Consider the following 26,534-nt stretch of genomic DNA (forward strand, 5'->3'; position numbering starts at 1 on the left):
GAATCACCTGCACCCGTACCGGCGGCCCTGCCCCGCGGCTTAGCTGAACCGCTCGACGCGTTTGCGGCCTACCTTGCTGGTGAGCGGGCGCACTCGGCCCATACCCAGCGTGCCTACCTTGGGGACCTTGCCAGCTTCTTCGACCACGCAGCCCAGGAAGGAGCGTCGACGCTCCAGGACCTGGAGTTGGGGACATTCCGTCGCTGGCTGGGCGCACAAAGCCAGGCCGGGGTAGCTCGGGCCACGCTTGCCCGGCGATCCGCCACTGCCCGGGTCTTCACCTCCTGGGCGCTCCGCGAGGAACGCCTAGAGACAGATCCCGCGCTGCGCCTCAAAGCGCCCAAACGCGATCGGTCCCTGCCGGGGGTCCTCCAGTCAGCCCAGGTGAACCGGCTCATGACGGGCCTCGCGGAGGCGGCCGTTGACGGTGGTCCCATGGCGGTGCGGGACCGGGCCATCGTAGAAGTCCTCTACGCCACAGGAATTCGCGTTGGCGAGCTGACGGGTTTGGACATCGACGACTTCGACCCCGATCGGCGCACCCTGCGCGTCATCGGCAAAGGCGACAAGGAACGGACTGTTCCCTACGGCGTGCCCGCTGCCCTCGCCGTGGATGACTGGCTCCGCCGCGGAAGGCCTAAGGTTGTCGGCAGTTCCAGCGGACCCGCCTTGTTCTTGGGCCTCCGCGGCGGCAGGGTAGACCAACGGCAAGTGCGCTCATTGGTCAACAAACTGTTTGAAGCGTTGGGAGATACCTCCGCCTCCGGACCGCACGCCCTGCGCCACACGGCGGCAACCCACCTTTTGGACGGTGGAGCAGACCTTCGCGCAGTGCAGGAAATTCTCGGCCACAGCAGCCTGGCCACCACTCAGATCTACACCCACGTCTCGGTAGACCGCCTACGGAAGAGCTACCAGCAGGCGCACCCCCGCGCCTAGGAGCAATAAGCCAGCTGTCAGTCTGCGAATCGCACTGGCGTAATTCTGCGGTGTACGGCACAATGAGAATCACGTCCGGGAACATTCAAGTGCTGGTTGAACTTTCAGCCAGTTACACCGGACGTGTTTGTGCACCACAGCTGAATAGATGAGCAGGATAGAGCCACCACGCATTAATGCAGCGCATCCATCCAGGCAGAGGTCGTTGGGGAAGACGTACCTAAAGCCATGGAGGATGGAATGTCTGTTGTAATGACCCGCGGTGTCTTGTTTATCCACTCTGCCCCCACGGCACTCTGCCCACACGTAGAGTGGGCCGTTGGCTCCGTCGTGGATCAGCGCACCGATCTGGAGTGGACAGCACAGCCAGCCGCGCCCGGAATGTTCCGCGCCGAGCTCTCGTGGGCCGGCCCGCAAGGTACCGGTTCCACCTTGGCGTCATCCCTCCGTGGCTGGGCCCACCTCCGCTACGAAGTGACCGAAGAGGCCAGCCAAGGTGTCGATGGTGGCCGTTGGTCGCACACGCCGGAGCTGGGCATCTTCCATGCCGCCACCGACGTTCACGGCAACATCATGGTCTCTGAGGATCGCATCCGCTACGCCTACGAATCGGGTGCTGGCGATCCGGCAGCTGTGTATCACGAACTCTCCCTCGCCCTGGGCGAGGCTTGGGACGAAGAGCTCGACCCCTTCAGGCACGCTGCCGAGGGCGCGCCGGTTCGCTGGCTGCACCAGGTGGGCTGACGCCGTCGACCGTCACTGACGCAATCGGTGACTGGTAACCCAAGACTGCAGCCGGCGAACGTATCCTCCTGAAACAAAACGCCGCCGCCGGCAACAACCAGCACCTCCGCAAAGCAAAAGTGGGCCCCGCCAACCGGCGGGGCCCACTTTTTACGCAACGACCAAACGGACGTTAGATGCTGCGGATGGCGATCACGGCATTGTGGCCGCCGAAGCCAAACGAGTTGCTCAGCGCCACGATGCTGCCCCCGGGCAGATCGCGGGCACTGGTGACCACATCCAGCGGAATAGCGGGATCCTGGTTTTCCAGGTTGATGGTGACGGGCGTCTTACGCTCGTAGACCGCAAGGACGGTGAGGACAGCCTCCACCGCACCTGACGCGCCCAACAGGTGGCCCATCTGCGATTTGGTGGCCGAGACAGCCACGTTGTCCACGTGCTTGCCCAACGCCGCGTGCAACGCCGTGTACTCGGGCTTGTCGCCAACGGGCGTGGACGTGGCGTGCGCATTAACGTGGACCACATCTTCGGCCTGGATCCGGCCATCAAACATGGCCGCCTTCAGTGCGCGGGTGGCACCCAGACCCTCGGGATCCGGTGCAGTGATGTGGTAAGCATCGGCTGTGACCGAGGTGCCGGCGAGCTCGGCGTAGATCCGCGCGCCGCGAGCCAGCGCGTGCTCCTCTGCTTCGAGGACCAACGCGCCAGCGCCTTCGCCCATGACGAAGCCGTCGCGGGAAATGTCGTAGGGGCGGGAAGCGCCCTGCGGGTCGTCGTTGCGGCGGGACAGTGCCTGCATGGAGGCAAAGGCAGCCATGGGCATCGGGTGGATAGCGGCTTCAGCGCCACCGCACATCACCACATCAGCTTTGCCGGAACGAATGAGCTCCAAACCCAGGTGCAGTGCTTCGGTGCCTGAGGCGCAGGCAGAAACCGGGGTGTGAGCACCGGCGCGGGCACCCAGGTCCAGGCTGACAGCAGCGGCCACACCGTTGGGCATCAGCATGGGAACGGTCATGGGCAGAACCCGGCGGGGTCCCTTGGCCTTCAGCGTGTCCCACGCATCCAGCAGGGTCCACACACCACCAATGCCCGTGGCGAACGCAACGGCCAGGCGGTCCTTATCGAATTCGATAATGCCGGAATCGGCCCAGGCCTCGCGGGCCGCGACCACACCGAACTGTGTGGACGGGTCCATCCGCTTGGCTTCCACCCGGCTCAAAACGTCCAGGGCGGGGGTGCTGCAGCGGGCAGCAAACTTTACGGGGAGCTCGTACTGCTCAACCCAGTCGTCTTCCAAGGTCCGGGCACCAGAGACACCCTTGAGCGCGTTGTTCCACATTGTGGGTACATCCCCGCCGATGGGTGTGGTGGCACCCAGGCCGGTAATGACTACTTTGCGTGTCATGGGATCACTCTCTGTCGGTGGGAATCCGCATGATGCTCTCGAGGATCCCGCGTAATGGTTGTCGGCCTACCCTGGCATCCAGGGTGGCCGGAAAAACGAAGGCTGCCGGTCCGGCAATGCAGACCGGCAGCCTTCCGCGCCAGGAACCGGCGCTGGTAAAACCTAGGCCTGTGCGCCGGCGATGAAGCTGACGGCGTCGCCAACGGTCTTGAGGTTCTTGACTTCTTCGTCGGGGATGCGGACGCCGAACTTCTCTTCAGCGTTGACCACAATGGTCATCATCGAGATGGAGTCGATGTCCAGGTCCTCGGTGAAGGACTTGTCCAGCTCGACTGCCTCGGGGGCAAGGCCGGTTTCTTCGTTGACGATTTCAGCCAAGCCGGCCAGGATCTCTTCGTTGCTAGCCATTGATGGCTCCTTTTCTTGTGTTGCCGGCAGGTGGTGCCGGTCAGGGGGCAGGCCGCGGGTGCGACCTTGGTGGGGCGTTGTCAGGGAAGAACGATGACTTGGGCACCGAAGACCAAGCCTGCGCCGAAGCCAATCTGGAGGGCAAGCCCGCCACTGAGCTCCGGGTTTTCCTGCAGCAACCGGTGAGTTGCCAGTGGGATGGACGCAGCGGAGGTGTTGCCCGCGTCTGCAATGTCCCGTGCCACTGTAACCGTCTCCGGCAGCTTCAGCTTTTTGACCATCTCGTCGATGATGCGCATGTTGGCCTGGTGCGGAATGAACGCCACCAGGTCCTCGGCCTGGATGCCAGCTTCCTCAAGGGCCTGCTGTGCCATCTTGGCCATCTCCCAGACGGCCCAACGGAAGACCGTCTGACCGTCCTGGCGGAGTGTGGGGTAGAGCTCCTGGGCGTCTTCGAGCAGGGCCATGTCGCCGGTGGAGTCGGACTGGCGGGCTGCCATGCCCAGGTCGCGGACATCCAGCAGCGACCGGGTCATGCCGATGGCGTCCCATTTGCTGCCGTCTGAGCCCCACACGGAAGGGGAGATGCCCGGGGTATCCGAGGGGCCGATCACGACGGCGCCGGCACCGTCGCCGAGCAGGAACGAGATGGTGCGTTCCCGGTTGTCGATCACATCAGAGAGTTTCTCTGCACCGACCACCAGGACATACTTCGCCGCTCCGGAGCGCACCAGGGCGTCACCCTGGGCGATGCCGTAGCAGTAGCCGGCGCAGGCAGCAGAAATGTCGAACGCGGGTGCCGGGGTGGCCCCGATCCGGTCAGCCAGGCTGGCCGCTGCGGACGGCGTTGCGTAGGGGTGCGTGACGGTGGAGACAATCACGGCGCCGAGTTCGCTGGCGTCAATGCCAGCCTTTTCCATCGCTTCGCGGGCCGCGCCTTCCGCCATGTCGATCACGCTGACGTCGGCTGCCGCCCGGTGCCTGGTGACGATGCCGGTGCGTTGGCGGATCCACTCATCCGAGGAGTCGATCCACTGGCACACGTCCTCGTTGGTGACGATGATGTCGGGGCGGAAAGCACCCAGGCCGAGGATCCGGCTGTACTGGTTGACCGGCGCTTGTTTCAAGGTTGGAACGCTCATGCGTTGCCCTCCAATTCTGCGAAGAGTGCCAAGGCAGTGGTCAGGTCATCTGGAGTTTTCACGGCGACAGTCTTCACGCCGGGCATGCCGCGCTTGGCCAATCCAGCCAAGGTTCCCGCAGGGGCCAGTTCGATCACGCCGGTGACGCCGCGCTGCACCAGGGACTCCATGCAGAGGTCCCACCGGACCGGGCGCGAAACCTGGGCAATGAGGCTGGACACGCCCTTGCCACCGTTGGTGACCTCGCCGCCGTCGAAATTCGAGAGCAGTGGAACCTTGGGGGCCTGTGGCGAAAGCTGCGGTGCCAGGGCCTCCAGGGCCGTGACGGCGGGAGCCATGTGGCTGGTGTGGAAAGCGCCTGCAACCTTCAAGGCGATGACCCTGGCCTTGGCGGGCGGGTTATCGGCGAGGGACTTCAGCTGTTCGAACGTCCCGGCCGCGACGGTCTGGCCTGCGCCATTGACGTTGGCAGCGGTAGCGCCGGAGGCTTCAATCGCAGCCAAAACCTCTGCCGGGTCCCCGCCAACCACCGCGCTCATGCCGGTGGGAGTCACTGCGGCCGCAGCGGCCATGCTGTTGGCACGTTCGCGGACGAACGTCATGGCTTCCTGCTCCGTCAGCAGGCCCGCCAAAGCGGACGCGGTAATCTCGCCAACAGAGTGGCCAGCCAGGATGACCGGGAGAGTGCTGAGTTCAACATCGAAGAGTGAGGCGGCCGTGACCAAGCCAGCGGCAACGATCAGTGGCTGCGCCACCGCGGTGTCCTTGATGGTTTCCTCATCGGACGTGGTGCCATGGGCCACCAGATCGATCTTGGCGATGTCGCTCAGGGTAGCCAAATGGTCAGCTACTGACGGCAGTTCCAGCCACGGAGCGAGGAACCCCGGGGTTTGCGAGCCCTGTCCAGGGCAAACTATTGCAAGCACGTATCCAGCTTTCCAAATGACAGTGGGAATGAACGGTGTTTTTCCACACCAAGCTCACGGGTTCAGATTGTAGGAAGTCTACAATGGCTCAGACTTGATTGCGGGACGAATGCCGCTCTGTTGCGGCGCGCGGCGGGGCCGCAAGCCGGCCCACCACCAAGGCAGCCTGCAACACAAAGGCCTCCCGGGGGAGTAGCGGATCCCAGCCGGTGACATCACACACACGCTTGAGCCGATACCGCACCGTATTGGCGTGGACAAAGAGTTCCCTGGCCGTTGCCTCCAGCGAATGCCCCAGTTCCAGGTACGTTCCCAACGTCTCCACCAGCCCGTTGGAGGCAGCCACCAGGGGGCGGTAGATGTTCTTGACCAGTGAACGGCGGGCGGCGTCATCACCGGAGATGACCCGCTCCGGGAGGAGGTCATCTGCTGCCACCGGCCGCGGCGCTGCGGGCCAGGCGCGTGCCGCAGTCAGGCCGGCGAATGCTGACTGGGCCGAGCTGCTGGCTTCCAGCAGGGAGCTCGCCTCCGGACCATAGACCACAGGCCCTGGGGCGAACATTTCACTGAGCTTCAAGTAGGCGGTTTCGCGGTCCTGGACCCCACCGAGGATCAGGATCAATCGATCGCCCTGAATCCCCACGAGCGCATCCTCCGCGTAGCGGCCAGCGATCCGTCGCAGTTCACTGACGTAACTGGCGCTCGGTTCGGACGGGGAATTACCCACCATTACCGTGAACCGCTCCTGCGCCTTCCACCCCAAGGCAGCGATCCGGGAACGCAACGCATCAGTGTTCTCGCCGCGAAGGATAGCGTCAACAATGAGCGCCTCCAGCCGGGTGTCCCAGGAGCCCCGCGATTCAGCGGCACGGGCATAAACATCCGCGGCAGCGAAGGCGACCTCACGCGAATAACGCAGAACCGCCTCCCGCAGCGACGGCTGATCGGCCTCGTGCGCAATGACGGGAACCTGCTCCTCAACCACTTCAACAACGATTCTGATGAGCTGCAGCGCCTTCTGCAGACTGATGGAACGGGTCAGTTCCGTAGGGGCCGTCCCAAACACATCGGTCAGAATCCACGACGGCGAACTGGGCCGTTCGTACCAGGTCACGAACGCGGCAATGCCGTTCTGCGCCACCATGCCCAGCGCTGAGCGCTCATCCGAGCTGAGCCGCCCATACCAGGGCAGTGACTTCTCCAACTGCCGCAACGTGGTGGTCGATAATTGCCCCACATTCGCCCGCAGGCGCTTCAGGGTTTCGGACTTCTCCGGGGTGACCTTGGGCTGGGCGGGTTTTCGCTTTGCAGGTCCGGTAGTTGGTGCTGGCATCCCTTGAGCATACGGCGAGCCCACCGCAAGCTCCATTTGTGCGAAGGCTACAACACGCCTTGGCGCGCATCACACCCGCAGGACGTACGACGGCGGCCCCCGCCTTTCGGAGGGAGCCGCCGTATGGTTGCTGCTCAGTGACGCCGGGGAGACTATGCGTCGCCGCCTGCGCCGCCGGTGGTGCCGGCGTTGACGTCGTGGAGGTTGTACTTTTCGATGGCCTGGGCTGGTGCCTGGGCGTCGATTTTTCCTTCCTTGGCGAGGAGTTGGAGGGTTTTGACGACGATGGAGTGGGTGTCGTTTTTGAAGTAGCGGCGTGCTGCTTGGCGGGTGTCGGAGAATCCGAAGCCGTCCGCGCCGAGCGAGGCGAACTCGTTCGGGAGGAACTGGCGGATCTGGTCCGGGATGGCCTTCATGTAGTCGGTGACGGCGACGATGGGGCCTTCGGCGTTGGCGAGTTGTTGGGTGACGAAGGGGACCCGTGTTGGTTCGTTGGGGTTCAGGAACGCGTGTTCTTCGGCGGCGAGGCCGTCGCGGCGGAGTTCGTTCCAGGAGGTCACGGACCAGACGTCGGCGGAGACGTTCCAGTCTTCGGCGAGGAGGCGTTGTGCTTCGAGGGCCCAGGGGACGGAGACGCCGGAGGCGAGGATCTGGGTTTTGGGTCCGGTGGTGGTGGATTCGTTGACGCGGTAGATGCCTTTGAGGACGCCTTCAACGTCGAGGTTGTCGGGTTCTTTGGGTTGGGTGATGGGTTCGTTGTAGACGGTGAGGTAGTACATCAGGTTCCGGTCGCCGGTGCCGGGTCCGTACATCCGTTCGATGCCGTCGCGGATGATGTGGCCCATTTCGTAGCCGTAGGCGGGGTCGTAGGTGATGACGGCGGGGTTGGTCGCGGCGAGGAGGGGGGAGTGGCCGTCGGCGTGTTGGAGTCCTTCGCCGGTGAGGGTGGTTCGTCCTGCGGTGGCGCCGATGATGAAGCCTCGGGTCATTTGGTCTGCTGCTGCCCAGAAGGCGTCGCCGGTGCGTTGGAAGCCGAACATGGAGTAGAAGACGTAGACCGGGATGAGGGGTTGGCCGTGGGTGGCGTAGGCGGTGCCGGCGGCGGTGAAGGCTGCGACGGCGCCGGCTTCGTTGATGCCGGGGTGGATGAGTTGGCCTTGGGCGGATTCTTTGTAGGCCAGGACGAGGTCGCGGTCTACGGAGAGGTAGTTCTGGCCTTTGGGGTTGTAGATTTTTGCGGTGGGGAAGAACGCGTCCATGCCGAAGGTCCGGGATTCGTCGGGGACGATCGGGACGATCCGGTGGCCGAAGTTTTTATCGCGGATGAGGTCTTTGAGGAGCCGGACGAACGCCATGGTCGTCGCGGCCTGCTGCTTCCCCGACCCGCGCTTGGCGACTTCGTAGGACTTCTCCTCGGGCAAGGTGATTTCCGCGTGCGTGTGCCGGCGTTCGGGAACGGCGCCGCCGAGGGCTTGGCGGCGTTCCATCATGTAGGCGATTTCCGGGGAGTCCATACCGGGGTGGTAGTACGGGGGCTGGTACGGGTCTTTTTCGAGCTCAGCGTCGGTGACGGGGATCCGGAGGTGATCCCGGAATTTCTTCAGGTCATCGAGGGTGAGTTTTTTCATTTGGTGGGTGGCGTTGCGGCCTTCGAAGTGGGGTCCGAGTCCGTAGCCTTTGACGGTTTTGGCGAGGATGACGGTGGGTTTGCCCTTGAATTCGGTGGCTGCTTTGTACGCGGCGTAGACCTTGCGGTAGTCATGGCCGCCGCGTTTGAGGTTCCAGATCTGGTCATCGGTGAGGTCAGCGACGAGTTCCTTGGTCGCGGGGTCTTTCCCGAAGAAGTGTTCGCGGACGAACCCGCCGGATTCGGCTTTGTAGGTTTGGTAGTCACCGTCGGGGGTTTCGTTCATGATGTTCACGAGCGAGCCGTTGGTGTCTTGGGTGAGGAGGTCGTCCCATTCCCTGCCCCAGACGACTTTGATGACGTTCCAGCCCGCGCCGCGGAAGAACGCTTCGAGTTCCTGCATGATTTTGCCGTTGCCGCGTACGGGACCGTCGAGGCGTTGGAGGTTGCAGTTGACCACGAAGTTGAGGTTGTCGAGGTTCTCGTTCGCGGCCAGTTGCAGCAGGCCCCGGGATTCGGGTTCGTCCATTTCCCCGTCGCCGAGGAACGCCCAGACCTGCTGGTCGGTGGTGTCTTTGAGGCCCCGGTTGGTGAGGTACCGGTTGGATTGGGCCTGGTAGATCGCGTTCATCGGGCCAATACCCATGGACACGGTGGGGAATTCCCAGAAGTTCGGCATCAACCGCGGGTGCGGGTAGGAAGACAGGGCGTGGCCCTCACGGGACTTTTCCTGCCGGAACCCGTCAAGGTCCTCCTCGGACAGGCGCCCTTCCATGAACGCCCTCGCGTACATGCCCGGGGAGGCGTGGCCTTGGAAGAAGACCTGGTCCCCGCCGCCGGGGTGGTCTTTACCGCGGAAGAAGTGGTTGAACCCGACCTCGTACAGGGTCGCGGCCCCGGCGTAGGTCGAGATGTGCCCGCCGACACCAATCGCGGGCCGTTGGGCCCGGTGGACCATGACCGCGGCGTTCCACCGCATGTACGCCCGGTAGCGGCGTTCGTAGTCCTCGTTCCCCGGGAACGGGGCTTCCTGATCCACCGGGATGGTGTTCACATAGTCAGTGGTGGTGACCATCGGGACACCCACGGACTGCGCACCAGCACGCTGCAGCAAACTCCGCATGATGTATTGGGCACGCTCCGTGCCTTGTTCCCTGATCAACGAATCCAGGGACTCAACCCACTCGGCGGTCTCTTCCGGATCACGATCAGGCAGCTGGTTAGTCAACCCGCTGAGGATATGGGAGGTATCTTCTCCTGCAGCCACGTCCAACCTCTCTTTGCGCGCATTATTCGCGCACTCAGGCCAGGCAGGGTGACTGCCCAGCGTACATACGCCAGATGCGACGTATTCGGTTACAACAGCCCGGTCATGTGTGCCGGGCAGGGTCCTAGAGCTTCCATATCTGCCCGAAAATACATGGTTGTTTCCGGGCAGGCATAGTTATCACCAGCCACTCTAGCCGTCACCGCTGTGCGATGCGTAGCCGTGCCGGAAGTGCCCCGGTTGTATTTCGCCGTCATACTGGAGTTGTGACCAAGAGCCGCTGCGCAGCGGGATGTCCAGCACGGTGTGACGCAGAATATGTGGTCCACGTGGGGCGGCAGCTTGAAGCGCAGGCACAAAGGGTGTTGGCTTGGGAGTAATGGAAGTCACTATGCACACCGCATACATAGAGCAATGGAGGTACACGTGAGCGAGGCCGACGCCGCCACTTCGGTAAATGTGGCGGAAAAATTGGGTTTCAAGAACGGGGATCTGATTCAGGAGTTCGGTTACGACGACGACGTCGACTTCGACTTACGTGAGGACATCGAGGATCTAACAGGGTCCGAGCTGCTTGACGAAGACGACCACGAAGTGGCCGACGCTGTAATCCTCTGGTGGCGAACTGATGACGGAGACCTGGTTGACAGCCTGATGGACTCCCTCACCACGCTCAGCGAAACCGGAGTGGTGTGGATCCTGACGCCTAAATCGGGCCGAGACGGCTACGTTTCGCCCGCAGATATCCAAGAAGCCGCGCCCACAGCCGGCTTGCACCTCACTACGTCAGCAGGCGTGTCCAAAGACTGGAGCGCCACGCGGTTGGTGAGCAGGAAGAACAAGTGAGTTCAGCGCTGGCCCCCGCAGCGGCGATGCCCGCTGTGGGCGGAACAGCGCCAGACTTTGAACTCGTCAACCAGTACGGTGAGCCCGTTCGGCTTTCAGCCCTTCGTGGCCAGAACGTAGTCCTGGTTTTCTTCCCCTTCGCGTTCTCAGGCATCTGCACAGGCGAGCTGTGCGAGCTACGCGACAACCTCGCAGCCTTCGAGGAGGCAAACGCCGTGGTGGTGGGTGTGTCGGTGGACAGTAAGTTCAGCTTGCGCGCCTACGCGGCGCAGGAATCCCTGCCTTTTGACCTTGCCTCAGACTTCTGGCCGCACGGTGCTGTTTCCAACGCCTACGGTGTCTTCGACGCCCAGAGCGGGATGGCAGGCCGGGGAACATTCATTATCGACGCTGGCGGAATCGTTCGTTACGCGGTCTTGAACCCGCGCGGGGAGGCGCGGGACCTGGCCGAATACCGGGCCGCCCTCCGGGCTCTCAAGGAATCTTGACGTGACGGACCCACGGCCGCGGATCGGCCTGACCGGTTTCGCAAGTCGACCCGCTGTGCAGAACGCCGGCCCGTCGTCGTCGGACCTTCCCGGTCTTGAAAAGGCGTTGGACCTCCTGAACGGGCTGCGGCTTGCGATGTTGACTGGGGCGGGCCTCAGTACCGATTCCGGCATCCCGGACTACCGTGGACCCGATGCCGCGCCCCGAAAGCCCATGACATACCAGGAGTTCATCGGCGACCCCGAAAATCGCCAACGGTATTGGGCGCGAAACCATATTGGCTGGTCACACCTGCGGCACGCCGATCCCAACGCCGGTCACCATGCTGTGGCCCGAATGGAGCACCGCGGACTGCTGACCGGAATCATCACCCAAAATGTGGACCGGCTCCATGAGGACGCCGGCAGTACCAACGTGGTGGACCTCCACGGCCGGTACGACCGGGTTGTTTGCCTCGAATGCCACCGGAACTACACGCGACAGATGCTCGCCGGCGTGCTGACAGAGTTGAACCCGGGCTTTTTGGAGTTGGCCATCTCGGCCGGAGTGGTGGAAATCGCCCCGGATGCGGACGCCACGGTGGAGGACGAGGCTCTGATCAGTACGTTCGTGGTGGCCCAATGTCCCGCCTGCGGTGGAGTGCTGAAGCCAGACTTCGTGTACTTCGGTGAAAATGTGCCCAAAGATCGGGTGGAACGGTCCTACGCCATGGTGGACGCCGCGGAGGCTTTGGTGGTGGCTGGTTCCTCGCTGACGGTCATGAGCGGGCTGCGCTTTGTCCGGCACGCCGCCAAGGACGACAAACCGGTGCTGATCATCAATCGGGGCGAAACCCGCGGCGACGCGCAAGCAACACTCAAGCTGGACGTCGGCGTCAGCGAGTCGTTGACCTGGCTGGCAGATAGGCTCGACGGCCCATGAGCCGTGCCCCCGATTCGCGCTGGCGTCAGGCGTGGGGTAGAGTCTATGTTCGTTGGTCACGGCGGTCCCGCCGATTCCAGCAACGTTTGGGTCTTTAGCTCAGCTGGTAGAGCGCCACGTTTACACCGTGGATGTCATCGGTTCGATCCCGGTAGGACCCACCACGCGAAACCCCGTCTGATCAGGAGAGATATCCTGAACAGGCGGGGTTTTTTGTTGCCCGCGCGGTTCAGTTTTTTCGACGGATAGTGGAAAGAGGACGGGCATGGCGCAGTGGCAGGACGAGTTCGCGGAGTTGGCTACTGCCTGGGCGGCTGTCCGCGGGTTTGAAGCCGCCCCCGACGGCGACGGCGTTCGGGCCCAAGGAGCTGACATGCAGGAATTTATCTACCCGTGGCAGCGTGCGGGTGACTCGGTGCCTATCTCGGCGCTGCAATCCGGTGCGGTGCTCACCCTGGTGACGGCCAACCCTCAGGAGGCTGCCGACTTTGCCGCAAGCCAGGGCATGGCCGAAGCCGACACCTTCGTTTTGTTGACGGTGCCGACGGCCGATCTCGACGGCGCCCCGCCCCTGCCAGAAAATGCCGGAGTAGCCCAGGCGCCGCTGGAGCTTTATGATCTGGTGGAGGTGGCCGTCTTCGACACACCTGTGGCCAGCGGCCGGATCCGGGTGGAGGATGGCGTGGCCATGGTGGGCGGACTGCAGCTGCCAGCGGACGACGTCGAGGGACGTTTCGAGCCGGTGGTTCTCGCCGCCCTGGCCGACGAAGCTTTTGTGCACGGCGTGGACACACTCTCAACAGTCGTGCCACCTGAACAGGTGGCACGCTACGTCGATGCTGGCTGGACAGTAACGGCGCACCTGGCGAGCTACCGCAGCGCAAAGTAAGGGGGGCCGTCTCGGCCGGAAAGCTTGAGATGCGCAGCTCGTGGCAGGAATGTCAGTGCCTCACCATAGCTTTCAGGCATGGAACACGTCATAGTGCGCACGGACGCCGAAGGCCGCTATCTGTCGGTGCAGTGCAGGGGCAGGGAATTTACAGTGGGAGCCGAGCCGGTCCGTTGGTTTGAGCGGGTCAACTGGTGGGAACTCAACCGGCGGATGCCGCAGGGCCGAAGCCGGATCGACGTCGAAGTCCTGCAGGTGCAGGTCCGGCTGGGTAGCAACGCGTCCTCGGCGCTGACAACCATGATCCTGCAGCGCGACGGGCTGGGCGGAGGGTGGCGGCTGCGGGACGCATTGGCTGACGCTGCGTAGGCCGAAACGGCCTGCGGAAAGCGGGAACCGCATGACAGCGGGAAGTGGAAAGCCCTCCGCCGCGACCATTGGGGGATGTCGCGGAGGAGGGCTTGAAATGAATATACAGTGAACTCGCCGAAACATGAAGCTCAAAGGCGTTGCCCGCAGCGGTGGCGGAGTATTTCCCTCCGCTGACCAGGCCCCACAAGGACACGCGACGTCGAGAAGCCATTATGATGATTATTGTTCAGCTGAATGAACAAGTGGACGTCCTTGTCCAACGCACCGCACCGAAGGAGAATCATGGCCGATTCCCGCACTGTCCGCTCGCCTGAGGTCTTGGGAAGTTCTTCACCGGCGCCCGCTGTGACGAGGGCGGCCGCTGTGCTGGACGCCTTGGCTGCCTCGCCTTCTGGCCGGCTTACGCTCAGTGACCTGTCCCGCGAGTTGGGGATCCCCAAGTCTTCCACCTCGAACCTGCTCCTTGCCCTAGAGGAAGCCCGCCTGATCACCAGGCAGGGCGCGGAGTTCACGCTGGGGCGGAAGCTGGTGGAGCTGGGCGCGGCCTATCTGAGCCGCCTGGATGAGGTTCAGGAGTTCTATCGCTACTGCGAACAGGCGCCCACGCTGTCCGGCGAAACAGTGCGGATCGCCATGCTGGATGGGTCCAACGTCATTTACCTGGCCCGGTATGAGGGCCACCCGGCCGTCCGGCTCACATCCAATATTGGCGACAAAATGCCGGTGTCGCTCTGTGCTGTCGGCAAGGCGCTGCTGGCTCGCCTTCACGATCACGACATCGAGGCCATGTATCCGGACGATGCCGTGCTCCCGGTCCTGACGCCGAATTCATTGCGTACTGGCGCCGAGCTGAAGGCTCAGCTGGCTCAAATTCGTGAGCAAGGATTCGCCTTCGAAGATGAGGAATCCACCACTGGGGTGGTGTGCCTTGGCGTCTCCGTTCCTACCAGGGGTGCGCATGGTCCCAGCCTCGGGCTCTCTGTCACGGCGCTGAAGGCTACTTATACGCCTGAGCAGGGCTCCCAGATGGTCAAAGAGCTCCGCGAGTTGGCGCGGTCCCTCGGCAATCCGATGGGTGCTTGAAGCCTCACTGTCCACGAAAACACAAACCCCTCTTGCTGTTTGTTCAGCTTGATGTACTCTGTTCAATATAGTGATCAGCACAACAGGTGCTGTCACGGACCCTTCAGGCCAAAGAAGGCCTGACGTGTTAGAGGGAGTTCTTGTGAAAACTCGTACATCAGCACCGCTGGCCGAACAGGACGACGCCGTCGTTGATCCAGACCAGCTACGCCGGGCAACGTTGGCCAGTTCTGTTGGATCCGCCCTTGAGTACTACGACTTCTATATCTACGGACTGGCCTCAGCTCTGATCTTCGGCCCACTGTTCTTTGCCCCGCTGGGCGAAAGCGGTGCAGTGATCGCCTCGTTCGCTACCTATGGGGTGGGCTTCGCGGCTCGGCCCTTTGGTGGCGTGGTCTTCGGCTACATCGGAGATCGCTTCGGCCGGAAAATGGTCCTGATCCTTACTATTGGCCTGATGGGTATGGCCAGCTTTGCGATCGGGCTCCTGCCCACTTTCGAGCAGGCAGGCATGCTGGGCGCAGTCCTTCTGGTGGTGCTGCGGATCGTGCAGGGACTCGGTGCAGGGGCCGAGCAGGCCGGCGCAACGACGCTGATCTCAGAGGTGGCACCGCGCCGTCGTCGTGGCTTCTTTGCTTCGCTGCCGTTCGTTGGCATCCAGTTGGGCACCCTCCTGGGCGCCGGCACCTTTGCGCTGCTGGCCTTGGCTGACAAGCAGGTCTTGCATGACTGGCTGTGGCGGGTTCCCTTCCTGGCCAGCTTCCTGCTGATCGTGGTGGCCGTCTTCATCCGCCTGCGGCTCAAGGAAACTCCTGTCTTCCAGGAACTCGAGAAGCACAAGGCCGTGGTCAAGAATCCGGTAGGCCAGATCTGGCGGCACTCCAAGAAAAACGTCCTGGTGGGCATCGGCCTGCGGATGGGCGAGAACGGCAACTCCTCGATCTACTCCGCCCTCTTGGTCTCCTTTATCAGCATGCCCGCTGGCGTGTTTGCCGGCGACAAATTTATCGGCCCCACAGGCCTGCTGATCGCGGCTGGCTTTGCCGCGGTCATGGTGATTACCTTCGGTGCCCTCTCGGACCGGTTCGGGCGAGTCCCCGTGTACCGCTACGGTGCACTGTTCCAGGCCATCATCGCCATCCCAGCGTTCTACCTGGTCACCCTGGGCAACGTCACGCTGGTCTGGGTGGTCATGGTGGTGGGCATCTCCCTGGGCGTGCAGTCAATGCTCGGCCCGCAGTGCGCACTGTTGCCGGAACTCTTTGGCTCACAGCACCGCTTCACCGGCGTTGCCCTCAGCCGCGAACTCTCCGCAGTCCTCGCCGGGGGCTTCGCGCCGATGATCGGAGTGGCGCTGTTGGCAGCCACCAACCACTCCTGGCTGGTGCCGGCGATCTACTCGCTGGTCCTGGCTATGATCTCCTTCGTCACCACGTTCTTCACCCCGGAAACCAATGGCCGCGACCTGGTGTTGATCGAGGACGCCAGCTGACGGACTCTGTCAGCACGGGCTGGCGACGAGCTCCCCGGACGGACTGGATACCCAGCCCGTCCGGGGAGTTTTCTGTGTCCGCAGGGACAGTAGCCCCATCGGTGCGGGCGCAGAGAAAAGGCGGGGGTGGAGGCAATGTCGCCTCCAGCCCCGCCTTTCGCAAGCGTCGCGGATTTGATGCTCAGTAGAAGTGGACGGTGTCCACGAGGTGGGGGAGGTCGCCGCCAGCCTGGAATGTGGCCAGGTTGGAACTGAAGCGCTCGGCGATCAGCCGGTTCTCGGCAGCGCTCAGCGCCGAGGTGTGGGGGGAGACCATAACGCGCGGGTGCTCCCACAACGGACTCGCCTCAGGGAGCGGCTCTACGGCGAAGACGTCGAGGCAGGCGTAGGAGACCTGGCCATTGTCCAGGGCTTCCAGGAGCGCGTCCTCATCCACCACGGTGCCGCGGCCCACGTTGACGAACACGGTGCCCGGCTTCATGGCGGCAAACACCTCGCGGTTGAACAGCTTCTCCGTGTACGGGGTGCCGGGCAGTGTATTGACGACGGCGTCGGCATCCGCCAGGAGCTCGGCCAGGCCATCGTTGGTGGCCACCTTCTCGATGCCGGCCAAGTCTTCCACGATCCGCTTGGTGCCGCTGACCTTCAGGCCGAGTGCGCGGGCCAGCCGAGCCGTCTCGAGGCCGATCTCGCCGAGCCCCGTCACCACCAGGTGGGAGCCGTTGAGCAGCCGGGTGGGGGTGCGCAGTTCCGGCCACGCCTTGGCGGACTGGTCAACTGCCATCTCGGCAGAGCGCTTAAAGCCGTTCAGGATGCCCAGCATCGCGAACTCGGCCAGCGGCAGGGCGTGTACTCCCGCTGAAGTGGTCACCTTGAACTTCTGCAGGGTCTGCTGGTCCAGGCCGGATGCCTTGACGGCACCTCCCGCGCCCGCGGCCATGGCGTGCACCCACTGGAGGTGCGGATTTTCCTTGGCGATCCGGGCCAAGCCGGCGGGGCTTTCGTTGGGCAGCCCGTAAAGCACCTGCGCCTGGTTCAGCATGGCCCAGTAGCGTTCTTCCTGCTCAGGGGAGCGACTGAAGGTGGGATCGCCGGCGTGGTCGGCCGGGAAACGCTCCGGCGGCAAAAGATCAGGCTCGTACAGGACGGTGACGGATGGGTGTGCGGCGCGGATGCCCTCGACCAGCTCTGCTTCGAGCGGGACGGCAATGGCCACCGTGAGTGTAGGTGTCATACTGTTCATCATACTGAATGGCGGCTAGGATATTGAACAGCTTGGCCGGAAAATTTGCCACAACGATGTGAGGTGTACGTGAGTCAAGACAAGAATATCGGGTTTGTGGGGCTCGGCCTGATGGGCCTCCCCATGGCAGCTAACCTTGTGGCCCAAGGGTGGTCCGTCACCGGCTGGAACAGGTCAGCCGGGCCTCTCGACGAATTGATCGCCCTCGGCGGCACTGCTGCCGGAAGTGTTGCAGAGCTCCGCGATCTGCCGATCATCGTTTTCATGCTGCCGGACCTCCCGCACGTTGAAGAAGCCGCCGCTGAACTCCTGGAGCGCTGGCGTGCCGCCCCGCCCGCTGCCGGCACCGTGATTGTGGTCATGAGCAGCGTCTCCCCGCAGCGCGTCCAGGAGTTTGGCCAAACGGTCAGCAAAGCCAGCGAGGGGAACGCCGCAGTGCTCGATGCTCCTGTCAGTGGCGGCAGGGTGGGTGCCCAGGCAGGCACTCTCGCCATCATGGCGGGCGGACGTGCCGCTGACTTCGCCACCGCCGCACCCGCCTTCGACGCCATGGGCACCACAGTCCGGCACCTCGGACCCCTCGGGTCCGGTTCCTTGGCCAAGGCGTGCAACCAGCTGATCGTTGGAACCACGACGGCGGCACTGGCCGAAGCCGCGGAACTTGCCGAACGCTCCGGCCTGGACGCCGCGGCCCTGTTCGAGGTACTCGCCGGCGGGCTGGCCAACAGCCGCATCCTGGAGCTGGCCGGTCCGCGCCTACTCGCCAAGGACTACACCTCCAGCGGCCCCGCCAAATTCATGCACAAGGATCTGTCTTTTGTCCTGGAAGCCGCAACCTCGGCCGGCGCCGTGGTCCCCATGGCGAGTGCCGGCGTCGAACTTTACGCGGAACTGAAGCGGCAGGGGCTCGGCGACCAAGACCTGACCGTGGTCCGCCAGGCCATTTCCCATCTTAGCGATCAAGCCGCAGCGACGGCGGAAGGAAACATCAGCGCATGAGCGGACTATTCGACCTGACGGGCCGTGTGGCCCTGGTGACGGGATCCAGCCGGGGAATCGGCAACGCACTGGCACGGGGACTGGCCGACGCCGGCGCCACCGTGGTGCTCAACGGCCTCCACCCGGAACGGCTCAAGGCAGCAGAAGCGGCGATGGCCGCAGACTACCCGACGGGCCGGATCTCCAGCGTTGCCTTCGACGTCACCAAGGACACCGAGGCTGCCGCCGGTGTGGCCTGGATCGAGGAGAACGTTGGTCCACTGCACATCCTGGTCAACAATGCGGGCATTCAACACCGGGTTCCCATGCTGGACCTGGATGTCGCCGACTGGGAACGCGTCATTGCCACAGACCTCACCAGCGCCTTCTTGGTGGGGCGCGAAGCAGCGCGGCACATGATCCCGCGCGGACAGGGCAAGATCATCAACATCTGCTCAGTCCAGACGGACCTTGCCCGACCCACCATCGCCCCCTACGTTGCAGCGAAGGGCGGCCTCCGCAACCTCACCCGGGCCATGACCGCCGAATGGGCGGCCTCCGGGCTGCAGATCAACGGCATTGCGCCCGGCTACATCCACACGGAAATGACGCAGAACCTCGTGGACGATCCGGACTTCAATTCCTGGATCCTGGGCAGGACTCCCGCCAACCGGTGGGGGACCGTGCAGGATCTTGCGGGTCCGGCGGTGTGGCTGGCGTCGGCAGGTTCGGACTTCGTCAACGGCCAGACCATCTTTATCGACGGCGGAATGACGGTGGTGGTCTGATGTCCAGTATCGTGACGCTGCCAGCCACCGGCGCAGCCGTCGTTGCCCATGCCGCCGGCGATCTCCGGATCGAAGAGGTCCCGGTAGCCACGCCCTCGGCCAATGAGGCAGTTATCGAGGTGCGCTACGGCGGCATCTGTGGCTCTGACCTGCATTACTGGCTGCACGGGGCCGCGGGGGAGTCCATCCTCAAGGCTCCCATGGTGCTGGGCCACGAGATCGTGGGAGTGGTGGCTGTCGCGGCCGCAGACGGAACCGGACCCAGCGCCGGAACGCCTGTGGCCGTTCACCCCGCCACTCCTGGCCCCGGTGCTGCCCGCTACCCTGCCGACCGGCCCAACCTGTCGCCCGGCTGCACCTACCTCGGCAGTGCGGCGCGCTACCCGCACACGGATGGCGCATTCAGCCGCTACGTCACGCTGCCCTCGCGGATGCTACGTGCCCTGCCAGCCGCCGTCGATCTCCGGGCTGCCGCCTTGGTGGAACCCGCCAGCGTTGCCTGGCACGCGGTGGCCCGCGCCGGTGAGGTGGCCGGTAAAACCGTGCTCGTGATTGGCTCTGGTCCCATCGGCGCACTCGTCGTGGCCGTGCTCCGGCGGGCTGGTGCTGCCCGGATCGTCGCGGTGGACGTGCATGCGAAACCGTTGGAAATTGCCACGGCCGTGGGCGCGCACCAGGTGCTGCAAGCCGGAGACGCGGAGGCAATTGCCGCCGTCGAAGCAGATGTGGTCATTGAGTCGTCAGGAAGCCACCATGGCTTGGCCTCGGCCATCAACGGTGCGGCACGTGGCGGCCGGGTGGTCATGGTGGGCCTGCTGCCGTCCGGGCCGCAGCCCGTCTTGATCTCGCTGGCCATCACGCGGGAGCTGGAATTGGTGGGGTCGTTCCGCTTCAACGATGAAATTGATCAGGTCATCGCCGCCTTGGCCGATGGGTCCCTGCAGATCGAGCCCGTGATTACCCACGAGTTTCCGCTGGCCAGTGGTCTGGAGGCCTTCGAGGTGGCTAAAAATTCGGCCGTTTCGGGCAAGGTGTTGCTGGACTTCGGTCCCAACCTGGTGACGGTTGCTAGGGCTGAAGCTGCCGCCGGACAGGAATAAAGACCCGCGGCTGCTCGGTCCATGTGTCTGCCATCCGGGTCATCGTCCTGCGCATGATCTGGCTGGAGCCCTCCCGGGCAGCCGCGGCGTCGCCCTTGGCGACGGCTTCGGCAACATCCACGTGCCACTGCAGTGCCGCCTCGTGCGGGTGCGCTGGCATCAGGCCATGGACAGTACGGCCCGTCAGCGTTTCGGCCACCTGGCCCATGAGATTGGCGAACATTTCGTTGCCGGATCCAGCTAGCAGCAGCGAGTGAAACGCGATGTCCAGTTCCAGGAAGTCAGGACCGCCGGAGAGTCCGGCATCACGTAGTTCGTGCGCCACTTTGACCAGTTCCGCCCGGAGTTCGGCTGGCGCGTTCTGCGCGGCCAGTTCCGCTGCGGCAGGTTCAACGGCCGAGCGAAGTTCCGCCAGGGAACGTAATTGCGCGCCCCGGTCCTCGCCCGCCAACCGCCAACGGATCACCCGGGCATCGAAGGGATTCCACCGGTCGGCTGGCAGCACCCGGATACCCACGCGCTTGGTGGTCTCCACCAGGCCAATGGACTGCAGGACCCGCACTGCCTCCCGGATGACAGACCTAGAAACCTGCAGTTCTACCTCAAGGTGCTCCGCCAGCATGATGTGTCCGGTAGGCAGCTCCCCGGAAATAATGCGCAGGCCAAGGTTTTCAATGGCACGCTGGTGCAAGCTGCTGGTCATGGGTCCAAGCCTAGTGTGCCCAGGATGCGGCTTAGTGCGGGGTGCAACTTCCACCAGATGGGCGTTACTTTCCTGTTACCATATTAATATATATGCTTTATTACGACCTTGGACATGCGTTGGTGGTCGCCAGAAATGATCATCGCCGACGCATCCGTTGCACAGTACGAATTGGAGTAATTGATGTCTGCACACATCGGTGTCACCGGCCTCGCCGTCATGGGCGCCAACCTTGCCCGTAACCTGGCGCGCAACGGCTACACGGTAGCCCTGCATAACCGTTCAGTCGAAAAGACGGACGCTTTGCTGGCCAAGCACGGCACGGACGGCGACTTTGTCCGGACCGAGACCCTGCAGGAATTGGTGGACTCCTTGGAAAAGCCCCGCCGCGTCCTCATCATGGTCAAGGCTGGCAAGCCAGTCGACTCTGTCATTGAACAGCTCGAGCCGCTCCTCGAGGCCGGCGACATCATCATCGACGCCGGCAACTCGCACTACGAGGACACCCGTCGCCGGGAGGCTGCGCTGGCCAAGAAGGACCTGCATTTTGTTGGTGTCGGTGTCTCCGGTGGCGAAGAAGGTGCCCTCAACGGCCCGTCCATCATGCCCGGTGGTTCCAAGGAGTCCTACAAGGCTTTGGGCCCGCTGCTGGAAAAGATTGCGGCAAAGGTGGACGGCGAGCCGTGCTGCGCCTGGGTCGGCACCGACGGTGCCGGTCACTTCGTGAAGATGGTCCACAACGGCATTGAATACGCCGACATGCAGGTTATCGGCGAAGCCTTCGACCTGCTGCGCTCAGGCGCTGGTATCGAGCCCGCAGAACAAGCCAAGATCTTCACCGAATGGAACAAGGGCGAGCTGTCCTCCTTCCTGATCGAAATCTCTGCAGAGGTCCTCGGCCACGTTGACGCCAAGACCGGTAAGCCGTTTGTCGACGTCGTCGTGGACGCCGCAGGCCAGAAGGGTACCGGCCGCTGGACGGTCATCTCCGCCCTTGAGCTCGGATCCCCGGTGTCCGGAATCGCCGAATCCGTCTTCGCCCGCGCACTGTCCTCCCAGGCAGGCCAGCGCAAACTCGGCCAGGAACTGCTGGCCGGCCACGAAGCTGACATTGAGGTGCCGGAAACGTTCGTCGAAGACGTCCGCCAGGCACTCTACGCATCCAAGCTCGTCTCCTACGCCCAGGGCCTGGACATGCTGACCTCAGCTGCCAAGGAGTACAACTGGGATCTCAAGCTGGACGAGATCGCTTCGCTGTGGCGTGCCGGCTGCATCATCCGCGCCGAACTGCTCAAGGACATCACCAAGGCATACGCTGCCGAGGAAAAGCCCGCCAACCTGCTGTTCGCCCCGGCCTTCACCGAAGCGATCGCTGGTGCACTGCCCGCATGGCGCCGCGTTGTGGCCACCGCCGTCCAGCTCGGCATTCCCGTGCCGGTGTTCTCCTCGTCGCTGGCGTACTACGACGGACTGCGCCGCAAGCGTGTTGCTGCCGCCCTCATCCAGGGCCAGCGCGACCTCTTCGGTGCACACACCTACGGTCGCGTCGATGCTGAAGGCACCTTCCACACCCTCTGGGGCGAAGACAAGTCCGAAATCGAAGCTGTGGACACCCACTAGTCCTCAGCAGCAAAGGCCAATGGCCGGTAGTTCCGTGCAACGGAACCACCGGCCATTGGCATTTAAGGAGTGCCGGCTAAATCCGGTACTCGATGTCGTATTCGGCCGGATCAACGGCCGGCTTGGTTTCGAGCTGGGCGTCACGGTGCCGCCACTTGCCAGGAATGCCCGTCACGATCGAGTCCGGCGGGACGTCCTTGACCACCACGGAATTTGCACCGATGGCGCTTCCGCGGCCAATCACAATGGGGCCAAGGACTTTGGCGCCGGCGCCGATGGTGACGCCGTCTTCGATGGTGGGATGGCGCTTGATCCTTGCCAGCGAGCGGCCGCCCAACGTGACGCCGTGATAGATCATCACGTCTGCACCGATTTCTGCCGTCTCACCAATGACCACCCCCATGCCATGGTCAATGAAGAATCGCCGACCCACGGTGGCGCCTGGATGGATTTCGATTCCCGTCCAGGACCTGCCCAGCTGGGACAACAACCGCGCGGGGAAGCGCAGTCCGGGGTTCTGCCACATGCGATGAGTCAGCCGATGGATCCAGATGGCATGCAGGCCCGAGTAGGCAAAGAAATTTTCGAAGGAACCCCGCGCCGCCGGATCGTGGGACCGGGCGGCGTCGAGGTCTTCTTTCAGTCTTGCGAAAAAGCTCACAAAGTACTTTCTACAGGAAATACGGGGGGTGTCCGGCCTGTTCAGCCGCGGATGTCGTCATACAGCACGGTGGAGATGTAACGCTCGCCGAAGTCACACACAACAGCAACGATCAGCTTTCCGGCGTTTTCGGGGCGACGAGCCAATTCCAGGGCGCCCCAGACAATGGCGCCGGAGGAAATGCCGCCGAGGATGCCTTCCTTGACGCCCAGTTCGCGGGCAACCCGGACCGAGTCTTCAAGGGTAGCGTCCAGAACTTCGTCGTAGATGCTGGTGTCCAGGATTTCCGGTACGAAGTTGGCTCCGATGCCTTGGATCTTGTGCGGGCCGGGAGCGCCACCGTTCAGGATGGCGGAGTCCTTCGGTTCGATGGCCACCACCTGCACACTCGGCTTGCGCTCCTTCAGGACCTGGCCCACACCGGTGACCGTACCGCCAGTGCCAACGCCGGCGACGAAGATATCCACTTCACCGTCGGTATCGGACCAAATTTCCTCCGCCGTCGTCGTCCGGTGGATGGCCGGATTGGCCTCATTGGCGAATTGCTGGGCCCAGATCGAGTTCTCGGTATTGGCCACGATTTCCTGGGCCTTTTCCACGGCGCCGCGCATGCCCTCGGAGCCGGGAGTGAGGACAATCTCGGCTCCATAAGCTCGCAACATGACCCGGCGCTCGGTGGACATGGTTTCCGGCATGGTCAGGATGACCTTGTAGCCGCGAGCCGCACCCACCATGGCGAGGGCGATCCCGGTGTTGCCGGAGGTGCCCTCCACAATGGTGCCGCCCGGCTTGAGGGCGCCGGACTTTTCGGCAGCATCGACGATGGCAACGCCGATGCGGTCCTTGACGCTGTTGGCAGGGTTGTAGAACTCCAGCTTTACGGCGATGGTGGCGTCGAGGCCCTCGCTGAGCCGATTCAGCTTCACCAGTGGGGTGCCGCCAACCAGTTGCGTTACATCGTCATAGATCCGTGCCATGTGCAGATACGCCTATCTCGTAAAGGGTGGGAATACTGGGGTCAGCCTAACGAGGCCGTGGAACGCAGGCTAAGCGACAAGCCACGAAGAGTAATATTTCCTCGCCTTGGCCAGCTTGGGGTTGATGATCACCTGACAGTAGCCCTGCTCCGGATACTTGGCGAAGTAGTCCTGGTGAATGTCCTCCGCGACATGGAAGCGCGAGAGGCGACTCACTTCGGTGACGATCGGGTTCTTCCAGAGGTGCTGGTTCCGTTCGATCGCCTCTTCGAAGAGAATTTTCTCCTCCGTGGTTTCGTAGAACATCGACGATCGGTACTGGGTGCCCACGTCATATCCCTGCCGATTCAGCGTGGTGGGATCGTGCAGGGCAAAGAACATGTCCAGAATCACGGTGGCCGGAATGACCGTTTCGTCGAACGTCACCGCCACCGCTTCGGCGTGCCCAGTGGTCCCGCTGCACACCGAGTAGTAGTCAGGGCTCGGATCGTGGCCGCCGGTGTACCCGGACACCACGGCGCTCACGCCCTTTGTTTTCTGGTAGACGGCGTCGAGGCACCAGAAGCAGCCTCCGCCGAGCACAAAAGTTGTCATGTCCTCTTCAATGGTTGAAAGGCCCGGATGATTCCCGACCGGATTGACCGCGGCGGCGCGAACCTCGGTTGCAATGCCTTGCGGCCGCGCCATGCGGTAGAACTGATTCTATGGAACCAGCGGACACCGACGTTACGGACCCCGAGAATCACGACGGCGGCACAGCGGTCGAGGACGCCGGTGCGGCCCCTGGCCGCACCACCCTCGCGGATGTCCTCCTTGCCGTCGAAGAGCTGTGGCCGGAGTCGTTGGCGGAATCATGGGATGAAGTCGGTCTCGTGGCCGGACACCCCGCCGCGGCCGTCAGTAACGTGATGTTTGCGGTCGATCCCACCCTTGACGTCATCGAAGAGGCCATCGACTGGGGAGCGGACCTCCTGATCACGCACCACCCGTTGTTGTTGCGCGGGGTGACAAGTGTGGCTGCGACGTCGGCGAAGGGCAGGTCGGTGCACCGCCTCATTGAGTCGGGCACGGCGCTCCTGACGGTGCACACCAACGGGGATTCCGCCGTCGGTGGCGTTTCCGACGTCTTGGCCGACGCGCTGGGCCTGCAGGACGCCACCCCGCTGACGGCGTCAACCCACGGTTTGCCGGAGGAGGGGATTGGCCGGGTTGGCGACCTGCCGGAGGCCATGACCCTTGGCGATTTCGCTGCCCGGGTCTTCGGGATACTGCCCGCAGTGGCCGGTGGAGTCCGGGTCTCCGGCGACAAAGATGGCCTGGTGCGGCGGATCGCCGTGTGCGGTGGTGCCGGTGATTCGCTGTTTGCCGAGGTCCGCGCCAGCAACGCTGATGTGTACGTCACCGCCGATTTGCGGCATCATCCGGCATCCGAAGCGCGGGAGGCTGCCCTGAACGGGCGGCCCTACCTCGTCGACGTTTCGCACTTCGCCAGCGAATGGCTGTGGCTCCCGCCCGCTGCTGCCGCGTTGGGGAACGTCTTGACGGATCAGGGCCATGAGGTGCAGATCCGGGTCAGTGGCACCAACAGCGATCCGTGGGACTTTATCCTGACACCCGGCTGAGGTGCGGCTGCTTCTTGGCGCCTGGGTTTCACGTCTCGGTTTCAGGGCTCGGATTCGCGACTCGGTGCGGGGGAGGGGGCCAGGCGCTAGAGTCGTGGGAGCGCCAAATCGGCGCCCGGCCCTGATGGGCAGGTTGTAGCGGAGGTAATAGTGGCGAAGGCAGCACCGGCGGAACAGTTGAAGTTGCTCGATCTGCAGGCCCTGGACGCCAAGTTGACCGCCCTCGCCAACCGTCGCCGCGCCCTCGAATCAGACCCCCGAATCAAGGATCTCGAAGCCGCACTCAGCGTGGCCAACGGTGCCCTGGGTTCAGCGAAGGTCGCCGTGCATGACGCCGAAGCAGAGCTCAAGCGTGCGGAAGCCGACGTCGAACAGGTAGCCAGTCGGATCGAACGCGACGAGGCCAGGCTGAACAGCGGAACCGGACTGTCCAAAGATTTGGTGGCGCTGCAGAAAGACATTGTTTCGCTCAACAAGCGCCGTTCAGACCTGGAAGACGTGGAACTCGAAGTCCTTGAGCGGCTCGATTCGCTCCGGGCCACGCAGGCCCAGCAGCAGGAGATCGTGGACGGCATCCAGGGCTCGTTTGGTGGCATCCGCGCTGAACTTGATGCGCAACTTGCCGATGTTGCGGCCGAAGCGGCAGATTTCAGGGCCAAGCGCACCGAATGTGCCGGTGGGCTGGAAGCGACCTTGCTTGCCGTGTATGAGAAGACGCTTGCCAAGCGCGGTGTGGGGGCAGCGCGGCTGTTCCACGGGACGTCCGAGGCATCCGGGATGAAGCTCAGCGCGGGAGATCTCGCCGAGATCAAGGCTGCCGCCCCTGACGACGTGGTGTTCTGCCCCGACTCGGGTGCGATCCTGGTGCGCTCCGACGAGTGGAACACCGCGGCCCCCGCCAACTGATCCCATGTAGCTAGCAGTTGTTGTCGTTTTGAGCCCTCAAAACGACAACA

The 26,534-nt window shown here is 63.5% G+C and carries 26 protein-coding genes and 1 tRNA gene; 16 read left to right on the plus strand and 11 right to left on the minus strand.

Annotated features, from left to right (window positions below):
• Nucleotides 1-27: 27 nt before the first annotated feature.
• Together PSET11_RS14730 and PSET11_RS14735 are read left to right on the plus strand one after the other, a co-directional pair.
• Nucleotides 28-939: a tyrosine recombinase XerC gene (locus tag PSET11_RS14730; RefSeq protein WP_124093164.1), complete on the plus strand. Its 912-nt coding sequence runs from the start codon at nt 28-30 to the stop codon at nt 937-939.
• Nucleotides 940-1,179: 240 nt separating this feature from the next.
• The gene (locus PSET11_RS14735; RefSeq protein WP_124093090.1) at nt 1,180-1,683 is read left to right on the plus strand and encodes a DUF3145 domain-containing protein; all 504 of its coding nucleotides are present in this window, start codon (nt 1,180-1,182) and stop codon (nt 1,681-1,683) included.
• Nucleotides 1,684-1,855: 172 nt separating this feature from the next.
• On the opposite strand, the gene PSET11_RS14740 is transcribed toward PSET11_RS14735, so the two are convergent.
• The 6 genes from PSET11_RS14740 to aceE form a co-directional block, all read right to left on the minus strand.
• Entirely contained in the window at nt 1,856-3,091 is a 1,236-nt protein-coding gene (locus PSET11_RS14740; protein ID WP_124093091.1) for a beta-ketoacyl-[acyl-carrier-protein] synthase family protein, read from the minus strand.
• Nucleotides 3,092-3,253: 162 nt separating this feature from the next.
• Nucleotides 3,254-3,499 (minus strand): acyl carrier protein, encoded by a 246-nt coding sequence (locus PSET11_RS14745; protein ID WP_009359314.1) that lies wholly within the window; start codon nt 3,497-3,499, stop codon nt 3,254-3,256.
• A gap of 80 nt (nt 3,500-3,579) precedes the next feature.
• Nucleotides 3,580-4,641 carry a beta-ketoacyl-ACP synthase III gene (locus PSET11_RS14750; protein WP_124093092.1) on the minus strand — a complete coding sequence of 354 codons (1,062 nt, stop codon included), beginning with the start codon at nt 4,639-4,641 and terminating at the stop codon, nt 3,580-3,582.
• Nucleotides 4,638-5,567, minus strand: coding sequence for an ACP S-malonyltransferase (locus PSET11_RS14755; protein ID WP_124093093.1), 930 nt, complete (start codon nt 5,565-5,567; stop codon nt 4,638-4,640). The genes PSET11_RS14750 and PSET11_RS14755 overlap by 4 nt, the downstream gene beginning before the upstream one ends.
• A gap of 88 nt (nt 5,568-5,655) precedes the next feature.
• Complete coding sequence (locus PSET11_RS14760; RefSeq protein WP_124093094.1) at nt 5,656-6,900, minus strand: PucR family transcriptional regulator; 1,245 nt, start codon at nt 6,898-6,900, stop codon at nt 5,656-5,658.
• Between the two features lie 152 nt (nt 6,901-7,052).
• Complete coding sequence (aceE, locus tag PSET11_RS14765; protein ID WP_124093095.1) at nt 7,053-9,794, minus strand: pyruvate dehydrogenase (acetyl-transferring), homodimeric type; 2,742 nt, start codon at nt 9,792-9,794, stop codon at nt 7,053-7,055.
• Between the two features lie 426 nt (nt 9,795-10,220).
• Between aceE and PSET11_RS14770 the strand changes: the two genes are divergently transcribed.
• The 8 genes from PSET11_RS14770 (at nt 10,221) to PSET11_RS14805 (ending at nt 15,886) form a co-directional block, all read left to right on the plus strand.
• Entirely contained in the window at nt 10,221-10,640 is a 420-nt protein-coding gene (locus tag PSET11_RS14770; RefSeq protein WP_124093096.1) for a DUF3052 domain-containing protein, read from the plus strand.
• 26 nt (nt 10,641-10,666) lie between these two features.
• Nucleotides 10,667-11,128, plus strand: coding sequence for a peroxiredoxin (locus PSET11_RS14775; protein WP_124093165.1), 462 nt, complete (start codon nt 10,667-10,669; stop codon nt 11,126-11,128).
• A gap of 1 nt (nt 11,129) precedes the next feature.
• A complete protein-coding gene (locus PSET11_RS14780) occupies nt 11,130-12,050 on the plus strand; it encodes an NAD-dependent protein deacetylase (RefSeq protein WP_124093097.1) in 921 nt (306 codons plus the stop codon).
• Between the two features lie 88 nt (nt 12,051-12,138).
• A tRNA-Val gene (locus tag PSET11_RS14785) sits at nt 12,139-12,214 on the plus strand.
• A gap of 101 nt (nt 12,215-12,315) precedes the next feature.
• Nucleotides 12,316-12,939, plus strand: a complete 624-nt coding sequence (locus PSET11_RS14790; RefSeq protein ID WP_124093098.1) for a hypothetical protein — start codon at nt 12,316-12,318, stop codon at nt 12,937-12,939.
• Between the two features lie 78 nt (nt 12,940-13,017).
• Nucleotides 13,018-13,308 carry a hypothetical protein gene (locus PSET11_RS14795; RefSeq protein ID WP_124093099.1) on the plus strand — a complete coding sequence of 97 codons (291 nt, stop codon included), beginning with the start codon at nt 13,018-13,020 and terminating at the stop codon, nt 13,306-13,308.
• A gap of 285 nt (nt 13,309-13,593) precedes the next feature.
• Nucleotides 13,594-14,394, plus strand: a complete 801-nt coding sequence (locus tag PSET11_RS14800) for an IclR family transcriptional regulator (RefSeq protein ID WP_124093100.1) — start codon at nt 13,594-13,596, stop codon at nt 14,392-14,394.
• A gap of 142 nt (nt 14,395-14,536) precedes the next feature.
• Nucleotides 14,537-15,886 (plus strand): MFS transporter, encoded by a 1,350-nt coding sequence (locus PSET11_RS14805; protein WP_124093101.1) that lies wholly within the window; start codon nt 14,537-14,539, stop codon nt 15,884-15,886.
• Nucleotides 15,887-16,067: 181 nt separating this feature from the next.
• On the opposite strand, the gene PSET11_RS14810 is transcribed toward PSET11_RS14805, so the two are convergent.
• Nucleotides 16,068-17,132 (minus strand): NAD(P)-dependent oxidoreductase, encoded by a 1,065-nt coding sequence (locus PSET11_RS14810; protein WP_124093102.1) that lies wholly within the window; start codon nt 17,130-17,132, stop codon nt 16,068-16,070.
• A 66-nt stretch (nt 17,133-17,198) separates the two neighbouring features.
• Here PSET11_RS14810 and PSET11_RS14815 point away from each other — a divergent pair, with 66 nt between their 5' ends.
• From PSET11_RS14815 to PSET11_RS14825, 3 genes are read left to right on the plus strand one after another with little or no spacing between them, the layout of a single operon-like run.
• Nucleotides 17,199-18,128: an NAD(P)-dependent oxidoreductase gene (locus PSET11_RS14815; protein ID WP_282432714.1), complete on the plus strand. Its 930-nt coding sequence runs from the start codon at nt 17,199-17,201 to the stop codon at nt 18,126-18,128.
• A complete protein-coding gene (locus PSET11_RS14820) occupies nt 18,125-18,895 on the plus strand; it encodes an SDR family oxidoreductase (protein WP_124093103.1) in 771 nt (256 codons plus the stop codon). The genes PSET11_RS14815 and PSET11_RS14820 overlap by 4 nt, the downstream gene beginning before the upstream one ends.
• Entirely contained in the window at nt 18,895-19,995 is a 1,101-nt protein-coding gene (locus PSET11_RS14825) for an L-idonate 5-dehydrogenase (protein ID WP_124093104.1), read from the plus strand. Before PSET11_RS14820 ends, PSET11_RS14825 begins: the two co-directional genes overlap by 1 nt.
• Here the strand turns inward: PSET11_RS14825 and PSET11_RS14830 are convergent.
• Nucleotides 19,964-20,698 carry a FadR/GntR family transcriptional regulator gene (locus PSET11_RS14830; RefSeq protein ID WP_124093105.1) on the minus strand — a complete coding sequence of 245 codons (735 nt, stop codon included), beginning with the start codon at nt 20,696-20,698 and terminating at the stop codon, nt 19,964-19,966. The two genes, PSET11_RS14825 and PSET11_RS14830, sit on opposite strands and share 32 nt — an antisense overlap.
• A gap of 183 nt (nt 20,699-20,881) precedes the next feature.
• Between PSET11_RS14830 and gndA the strand changes: the two genes are divergently transcribed.
• The gene (gene gndA / locus PSET11_RS14835; RefSeq protein ID WP_124093106.1) at nt 20,882-22,318 is read left to right on the plus strand and encodes an NADP-dependent phosphogluconate dehydrogenase; all 1,437 of its coding nucleotides are present in this window, start codon (nt 20,882-20,884) and stop codon (nt 22,316-22,318) included.
• A gap of 76 nt (nt 22,319-22,394) precedes the next feature.
• On the opposite strand, the gene epsC is transcribed toward gndA, so the two are convergent.
• From epsC to msrA, 3 genes are all read right to left on the minus strand, one after another.
• On the minus strand, nt 22,395-22,979 hold the full coding sequence (gene epsC / locus PSET11_RS14840) for a serine O-acetyltransferase EpsC (protein ID WP_124093107.1): 585 nt from the start codon (nt 22,977-22,979) through the stop codon (nt 22,395-22,397).
• Nucleotides 22,980-23,020: 41 nt separating this feature from the next.
• A complete protein-coding gene (cysK, locus tag PSET11_RS14845; protein ID WP_124093108.1) occupies nt 23,021-23,956 on the minus strand; it encodes a cysteine synthase A in 936 nt (311 codons plus the stop codon).
• Nucleotides 23,957-24,025: 69 nt separating this feature from the next.
• Nucleotides 24,026-24,550, minus strand: coding sequence for a peptide-methionine (S)-S-oxide reductase MsrA (msrA, locus tag PSET11_RS14850; protein ID WP_124093109.1), 525 nt, complete (start codon nt 24,548-24,550; stop codon nt 24,026-24,028).
• A gap of 110 nt (nt 24,551-24,660) precedes the next feature.
• Here msrA and PSET11_RS14855 point away from each other — a divergent pair, with 110 nt between their 5' ends.
• Both PSET11_RS14855 and PSET11_RS14860 read left to right on the plus strand, forming a co-directional pair.
• Nucleotides 24,661-25,578, plus strand: coding sequence for a Nif3-like dinuclear metal center hexameric protein (locus PSET11_RS14855; RefSeq protein WP_124093110.1), 918 nt, complete (start codon nt 24,661-24,663; stop codon nt 25,576-25,578).
• 150 nt (nt 25,579-25,728) lie between these two features.
• Nucleotides 25,729-26,484, plus strand: a complete 756-nt coding sequence (locus PSET11_RS14860) for a zinc ribbon domain-containing protein (RefSeq protein ID WP_124093111.1) — start codon at nt 25,729-25,731, stop codon at nt 26,482-26,484.
• Nucleotides 26,485-26,534 lie beyond the last annotated feature (50 nt).

The organism is Arthrobacter ulcerisalmonis (genome assembly GCF_900609065.1).
Lineage (GTDB): Bacteria > Actinomycetota > Actinomycetes > Actinomycetales > Micrococcaceae > Arthrobacter > Arthrobacter ulcerisalmonis.

What these genes read in the sequence shown, in the direction of transcription:
- PSET11_RS14735 (WP_124093090.1), top strand. Translation starts at nt 1,180, where the DNA reads ATGTCTGTTGTAATGACCCGCGGTGTCTTGTTTATCCACTCTGCCCCC.
- PSET11_RS14740 (WP_124093091.1), bottom strand. Translation starts at nt 3,091, where the DNA reads ATGACACGCAAAGTAGTCATTACCGGCCTGGGTGCCACCACACCCATC.
- PSET11_RS14745 (WP_009359314.1), bottom strand. Translation starts at nt 3,499, where the DNA reads ATGGCTAGCAACGAAGAGATCCTGGCCGGCTTGGCTGAAATCGTCAAC.
- PSET11_RS14750 (WP_124093092.1), bottom strand. Translation starts at nt 4,641, where the DNA reads ATGAGCGTTCCAACCTTGAAACAAGCGCCGGTCAACCAGTACAGCCGG.
- PSET11_RS14760 (WP_124093094.1), bottom strand. Translation starts at nt 6,900, where the DNA reads ATGCCAGCACCAACTACCGGACCTGCAAAGCGAAAACCCGCCCAGCCC.
- PSET11_RS14775 (WP_124093165.1), top strand. Translation starts at nt 10,667, where the DNA reads ATGCCCGCTGTGGGCGGAACAGCGCCAGACTTTGAACTCGTCAACCAG.
- PSET11_RS14790 (WP_124093098.1), top strand. Translation starts at nt 12,316, where the DNA reads ATGGCGCAGTGGCAGGACGAGTTCGCGGAGTTGGCTACTGCCTGGGCG.
- PSET11_RS14795 (WP_124093099.1), top strand. Translation starts at nt 13,018, where the DNA reads ATGGAACACGTCATAGTGCGCACGGACGCCGAAGGCCGCTATCTGTCG.
- PSET11_RS14800 (WP_124093100.1), top strand. Translation starts at nt 13,594, where the DNA reads ATGGCCGATTCCCGCACTGTCCGCTCGCCTGAGGTCTTGGGAAGTTCT.
- PSET11_RS14810 (WP_124093102.1), bottom strand. Translation starts at nt 17,132, where the DNA reads ATGATGAACAGTATGACACCTACACTCACGGTGGCCATTGCCGTCCCG.
- PSET11_RS14820 (WP_124093103.1), top strand. Translation starts at nt 18,125, where the DNA reads ATGAGCGGACTATTCGACCTGACGGGCCGTGTGGCCCTGGTGACGGGA.
- PSET11_RS14825 (WP_124093104.1), top strand. Translation starts at nt 18,895, where the DNA reads ATGTCCAGTATCGTGACGCTGCCAGCCACCGGCGCAGCCGTCGTTGCC.
- PSET11_RS14830 (WP_124093105.1), bottom strand. Translation starts at nt 20,698, where the DNA reads ATGACCAGCAGCTTGCACCAGCGTGCCATTGAAAACCTTGGCCTGCGC.
- gndA (WP_124093106.1), top strand. Translation starts at nt 20,882, where the DNA reads ATGTCTGCACACATCGGTGTCACCGGCCTCGCCGTCATGGGCGCCAAC.
- cysK (WP_124093108.1), bottom strand. Translation starts at nt 23,956, where the DNA reads ATGGCACGGATCTATGACGATGTAACGCAACTGGTTGGCGGCACCCCA.
- msrA (WP_124093109.1), bottom strand. Translation starts at nt 24,550, where the DNA reads ATGACAACTTTTGTGCTCGGCGGAGGCTGCTTCTGGTGCCTCGACGCC.
- PSET11_RS14855 (WP_124093110.1), top strand. Translation starts at nt 24,661, where the DNA reads ATGGAACCAGCGGACACCGACGTTACGGACCCCGAGAATCACGACGGC.